This is a genomic window from Paraburkholderia caledonica, from assembly GCF_000383275.1.
Lineage (GTDB): Bacteria > Pseudomonadota > Gammaproteobacteria > Burkholderiales > Burkholderiaceae > Paraburkholderia > Paraburkholderia caledonica.
The window spans coordinates 1-5,580 of the sequence record NZ_KB911062.1; the positions used below are offsets into that span (position 1 = coordinate 1).

Consider the following 5,580-nt stretch of genomic DNA (forward strand, 5'->3'; position numbering starts at 1 on the left):
CAGAACCGCTTCAGCGCGATTGCAACGTCGCAGCAAGCAGAAGCAACCGACCTGTCGTCGGCACAATCGCAGATCACCGACGCGAACTTCGCGCACTACGGCAACATCAGCGCGCCGAACGGCACCGCCGAGATCGCGGTGGGCAACAAGATGCTGTTGCAGGACTCGTCCAGCTCACATCAGGTGTTCGTGCAGACCGCGGGCGGTGGCGCGATCGTCAACGCGGGTGCAGTCGAAGCGGCGTAGGCGAACCTAAATCAACGACCGTCGGCCTAGAGCAAGTCTAGTATTGTCAGGCCCCGTTCTTAGTCCGCGCGAGCGGGCGTCCATCCGCGCGTCCGGTCGCAAACGACTGCAAGGCGGTGCACCGCAGTCTCTACTCTGATGCGCAGCGAACTGAATTGTGACCTTGAAGGCTTGCGACCTGATTTGGTGATTTGATGCGAATTTGTCATCTGTCGGTGACGACTTCAATTTGCACTGCGTCAGCGGCTGCGCCGCGCGCGCCCGAGCCGACGATCGCGATGTTCGCAACGTCTTTCATGCTCAAGCGGGCTTCTTCGGCGTGAAGGAGTCAAGGATCTCCGGGATAGTGATCAGCAATTCGCCTTCGCAGGCGATCTCGCCATCAATTCGCCCAATGCCGTAGCCCTTGCAGATTCCCCGGCGCCACGACAGCACCTCCGCCTCGAGCTCGAATTTCTTGCCCGGAACGACTTCCTTGCGGAACCGAACTTTATAGTCAAGGGCGCGAGTGTAGCGGCCCTTCAGGCCGGGCAGCGTCGTGATAGCGACGGTGAGCATCTGCGCCATCGCTTCAATCTGGAGAGCTCCCGGCATGTTAGGCGCGCCAGGGAAGTGAACGGGGAAATACCATTCGTTTAGCGTCATCAGCTTGTAGCCGCGGGCTGATCTGCCGGGCACTACCTCATCGACCTGATCAATCAGCAAAAACGGATAGCGGTTTTGCTGATATTCCTGCAGCTCCTGATAATTGAGACTGCGCTTTTCTGCAGCGTTGTGCGTTTCCATCTGTTCCTCTAGTTAGCGACCGTGGAGTCAGCGCGTATGGATGGCGCGCGACAGGTTGCCGACGATGTCGGAGCCGTTCCACACGAAATTCATGTCTAGCGCGCGGCCGACCGGGACTACCCGGTCGACGTCACGCACGTGAGTGCTCAAGCGCGAAGGCGCGAAGCTGCGCGTGCTAGAAGCCAAACCGGGTGAGCGTCTGATAGTGCTCGTTGACATTGGCGACAGCCACTCGAGCCCGTCAAGTGTAACCATGTGCAAGGCCGCCATAGCTGCGGCTGCTGTCCTGAACGCCCGCGACGTCAATGAGCGCAAGGCGATAAAAAACCTTGCCGTGGTGCGAGACGTGTGCTCACAATTCGACACCGTACTTCTTGAGCTTTTCTATGCCGTTGGCGTACGAGTCAAATTCGCTGATGTCCTTAGCCTCCATTATGATTCCGAACGCGGCTTCGACCGCCGCTATCATTCCCATGTGACCCATTGAATCCCACGCCGGAACGCACTGATATTCGAATTCGCCGGTTAATGCGCCTTGCGGGACCGAGAAGCAGTCCGTAAATACTTTGTCCTAAATTTCCTTGTTCGTCATTTCGTTTCCAAGCTCAATTGAATACCTTGCGGTCTGTGTTGAGACGCGCCACACGGGCGGGATTTCCCAACGCGATAACATTGTCGGGCACGTCGCCATAAACAACAGAGCCCATGCCGATAATAGTGTTCGAGCCGATGCGCACGCCTTCCTTGATGAGTGCGCCCATGCCGATGTAGCTACCGCCGCCAATCACGCTGGCGCCGCCAAGATTAACCATCGACGAGATTACGGTATGCTCCCCCACCTTGACGTCATGCCCGATAATGGACGACGAGTTCACGCACGCGTTGCTGCCGACTCGCGCATCGCTGGACACGAGCGCGGAGACGCCGATCAAGACCCCCTCGTTGAGTTGCGCGCTGTTGGATATCACGGCGCTCGGATCGCATAGGGCGCTCATGCGCGCCCCCACCGCGGCAAGTTTCGCGGCAAGCTTTATACGCCCAGCCGGCTCGCCCACGGCGATCACGAAATCGGCTTCGCCCAGTTGATCTTGCACCTGTGAGTCGTTGAACCGATACACAGGCGCACCGTGCAGCTCGCGCTGCGTGGTGACGTCGTCAACAAAACTTAGCATGTCCCAGTGGCGCGTGACAGCATTCAGCCGCCGCGCAAAGTCCATGACTTCCTTGCCGAAGCCACCGGCGCCGTATATAAAAAGGTTGTTCAACATGTTGAGTCTCCCGCGAAGCTTGACGTCATGGGCGCGCGAAACGGGGCGCCGAAATTGATCATGGATGGAGTATGCCGCCGAGATCATGCGGCCGAAGCCAAGAGTTAGCGGGGAAAGCACCCTCAATTTATGGCTTTCGCGCGGCCTGCCGCTGCCAGAATGCTTGCTTAGCGGCGCGCAGTGCGCCAGTAGCCCGTAGCGCCGTCGTGCCGCGCTACGATTGATCGTCTTCCGCGCCGTTCACGGCGCGTCACTTAAGAACATATGTCGAAAATGACTTCGGCCCATCCCCAAGACGACGCTCACCGGTGCATGATTTGCGATGCGCCGACGCATTATTACTTCTCCAAGCGCTATGCTGACCTGCCGCCTAACGCGCCATTTGAAACCCTCAGCGTCGACTACTGGCGGTGCGGCGAATGTGGCTTTGTCGCCTCGCGCACCCACCAAGAAATGGACGCGGGCCAGTGGGAAGCTCTTAATGGCAGTTTCCATCACTATATCGAAGCCGGCAACAAGATCGGTAACCAGCCGCCTTACGCCGATCAAGCCCTCGCGCTCCAAATGCTTACCCGCAATAGCGTAGTCGACTTGAGCAACGCTCTCGACTACGCGGCGGGTTACGGCACGTTGTCGCGCTTCTCGCGGAAGTATTTCGGGAGTAGTATCCGCATGTTCGACCGTTACGTGCGCGATAGTGGACCGGGCGCTGAATATGTCGCCGAACAAGATCTAGGCCGCTACCAGCTGGTCATCAATAGCGCGATGTTCGAGCATGTGCTCCAGCGCGCCGATCTGGACGAAGTAAACGCGCTCGTTGCCGATGATGGCTGCCTGATGATGCACACGGTCGTGTGCGAGCGTGTGCCTGCCGATCCCGACTGGTTCTACATTGTGCCTGTCGTGCATACGGCGTTTCACACAAATCGCAGCATGTCGCTACTGATGCAGCAATGGGGCTACGCCGCATCCATATACTCTCCGCAGGCAAAAAGCTGGTTTCTGTTCAAGCGTGACAACCCCCGCATAAAAGAGCTAAAACGCGCTGTGGAACGGATGAACGCGGAGGTACAGACGCAATACTTTCACTACAAAGCTGACTTCGTCGATTACTGGAAGGGATTCTGAAGTAAGCTATGCGGCACTTATACCGTGGCCTCGATTGTTTGACACTGCCAGCGCGGGGAATGGCGGCTGCGCTTGCAACGTGCCTGTTTTGATCGCTACCTTATGCGATGCTTTGTCGGCACCTACCGACTCAGCGTAATCGCTAGGTAGGTCGCATAGAGCGTGTCGCAGACCGGCAGCGCCCACACCGGTGCGCCGCGCTCACACTGCAGTCGAAGGCACCGCAACGGTGAGTGCCGGCTATGGTCAGTAACTTGCCAGCGTGGAAACCGAGCTAATGTCCGATCTCGCTTGCAATCGGCCATAGTCCCAGCACTAACTCTAGAGGCGGTTGCGGGCCGGCTACAGGCGACCGCGTCGGACCAAGTGGTTGTATGCCGAGCGCTATCGCGAGAAGTAGCCGGTGAGTGGGGCCAGCCGGTCCAAGACCCGGTGATTCAAGGGGTGGTAGAGAAGGTTTCAGTCATTCGGCTGGGCGGTCTCGGAAGAGGCGGTAGCCGTTAGCGGAGCCAGTTCGGGAGCCGCCGGTTCGACGGCGGCCTGGGCTGCGGTGCCGGGATTCGCGTTCGGGTTCTTCCTGCAATATAACCGCGCGACATCCTCCCGACCGATCGTGTAGCCGCTGGCGTCCTTGACGTCATTGATGATGTGTTCGATGCACGTGGGTCAGTTTTCGATGAACATGTTCAGCTTAGGTGGGTCAGTCTTGGGCGAACGTCAACAGATCCCAACCACTCACTGATAGGTGTCCTCACCGCCGATCGTCATCAGGTCGACCTTTTGCACAGAGCGCGCTTTTTCGCCAAGCAGGCGCCGCCCGTACTCGCGAATCTGTTCCAGCTCCTGTAGTGATTTCATAAAGGCTCCGATGGTGTTCTCGTTGTTTGGTCCTGGGACGCCCGGGCGTGCTGACAGCCTTGCGTGCTCGATGACGCCGGGTACGCAACCACGTTAAGGGCTGGATTGCTGATCGAATTAGTCGGATACGCTCCTTTATCATCGTTATTTCGCTGATTGCGACAACGACGGACGGCAGTGAGCTTAAGTGATCGCTCGGATACCGTCGTCCGAGCCGGCTCGCCAAAAAGGGCTCTGGCGTTGTGCTTCCGACCGGTTGCCCCAAACCTCACCGAACATTGTTGAGACTAATGATCTCGTGCAGCGCTCTAATGTAGCGGGCCACATTGAAAAAGATGTGCCCCGGCTGGGGCACAAAGCTATCCTTAAACTTAGGAGGCCAAGAGCTAGCCGACGGCTCCGGAAACTGGACCGGCTTCAGTAAGCCTGTGGATGTATGGAATGTCCATCAGACAAGCTTAATCCAGGCCCAGCTCATGGATAGCACTTCGACTGCCCTAACGGCGCAACAGTCGATGATTGGGAACGAGAGGGTAACGCGTCCTCCAAGGATCGGCTTCGAAAGCCATTCTTTTTACGGGGTCCTTTATTACCCTGTGCTTCGTCCACCATGTTGTCCGCAAATTCACTTATTTTCCAAGCTAGCCCCGAGCGCTTCTAGCCGTTCCGGCCTGATGCTCCGGCCCGCTGGCGGCAGCGCCTCGAATTGCATCTTGTGTCTAACAATCGCCCACGCGATTCGGGCGAGCTTGTTTGCTAATGCGCAAGCGACGACGTTCGAAGGGCGCCGGTTCATTAATGAACGCACCCACTCGGCAAGCGGTCCGCTTCCGTTCTGTGCACTCACCATTACGATCTAGCGCACAAAATGAGCAAAGTGCGGATCGGTTTACCCGCGCCCCTTCCGGTTGCCGGAACGTTCTGACAGGATAGTCGCACTAGACGGGAGCGGGAAGATGTCGCGGCCCATTGGCATTGGCTATCTTACATTTGTCCCTGGGATCAGAGTGCCTAGCCTGCTAAAAAGCCGGCATAAAGTTCTGCTCGTGCACGCCGACAACCTTCACTGAGGGGGGCAGCCATGAAACAGTGCCCGCCCGAAGTCGGCGCATTGGGACGCACGGTGCTTGCGCTGGCCGGTCCGGCTGGTCTTGGGAGCGGTAACTAAAGTTTCTTTGCGGGATGCCGTCAACCTTCACTGAGGCGGCCAGCAATGAACGAGTGCTTCCGCCGATGCCAACGTGGCGTATTGGGCTCAGGCTTATTTAGGAGATTTTCCATGCTCGGAATCAAT

General features: G+C 57.8%; 5 protein-coding genes and 1 pseudogene. 3 read left to right on the forward strand and 3 right to left on the reverse strand.

The window, feature by feature from the left end:
* A pseudogene (locus tag H281_RS37580) lies at positions 1–246 on the forward strand (filamentous hemagglutinin); the annotation flags it as partial.
* A 300-nt stretch (positions 247–546) separates the two neighbouring features.
* Here the strand turns inward: H281_RS37580 and H281_RS0134045 are convergent.
* Positions 547–1,032 (reverse strand): hotdog family protein, encoded by a 486-nt coding sequence (locus H281_RS0134045; RefSeq protein ID WP_020071591.1) that lies wholly within the window; start codon positions 1,030–1,032, stop codon positions 547–549.
* Between the two features lie 142 nt (positions 1,033–1,174).
* On the opposite strand from H281_RS0134045, the gene H281_RS37105 reads away from it, so the two are divergent.
* A complete protein-coding gene (locus H281_RS37105) occupies positions 1,175–1,519 on the forward strand; it encodes a hypothetical protein (protein ID WP_164701982.1) in 345 nt (114 codons plus the stop codon).
* A gap of 118 nt (positions 1,520–1,637) precedes the next feature.
* Here H281_RS37105 and H281_RS0134060 read toward each other — a convergent pair whose 3' ends face one another.
* On the reverse strand, positions 1,638–2,300 hold the full coding sequence (locus H281_RS0134060) for a NeuD/PglB/VioB family sugar acetyltransferase (RefSeq protein ID WP_020071594.1): 663 nt from the start codon (positions 2,298–2,300) through the stop codon (positions 1,638–1,640).
* A gap of 264 nt (positions 2,301–2,564) precedes the next feature.
* Between H281_RS0134060 and H281_RS0134065 the strand changes: the two genes are divergently transcribed.
* A complete protein-coding gene (locus H281_RS0134065) occupies positions 2,565–3,428 on the forward strand; it encodes a class I SAM-dependent methyltransferase (RefSeq protein WP_051121070.1) in 864 nt (287 codons plus the stop codon).
* A gap of 735 nt (positions 3,429–4,163) precedes the next feature.
* Here H281_RS0134065 and H281_RS37530 read toward each other — a convergent pair.
* Entirely contained in the window at positions 4,164–4,286 is a 123-nt protein-coding gene (locus tag H281_RS37530; RefSeq protein WP_020071596.1) for a hypothetical protein, read from the reverse strand.
* Between the last annotated feature and the right edge of the window lie 1,294 nt (positions 4,287–5,580).

Coding starts and splice junctions, on each gene's coding strand:
- H281_RS0134045 (WP_020071591.1), bottom strand. CDS start 1,032: ATGGAAACGCACAACGCTGCAGAAAAGCGCAGTCTCAATTATCAGGAG.
- H281_RS0134065 (WP_051121070.1), top strand. CDS start 2,565: ATGTCGAAAATGACTTCGGCCCATCCCCAAGACGACGCTCACCGGTGC.
- H281_RS37530 (WP_020071596.1), bottom strand. CDS start 4,286: ATGAAATCACTACAGGAGCTGGAACAGATTCGCGAGTACGGGCGGCGC.
- H281_RS0134060 (WP_020071594.1), bottom strand. CDS start 2,300: ATGTTGAACAACCTTTTTATATACGGCGCCGGTGGCTTCGGCAAGGAA.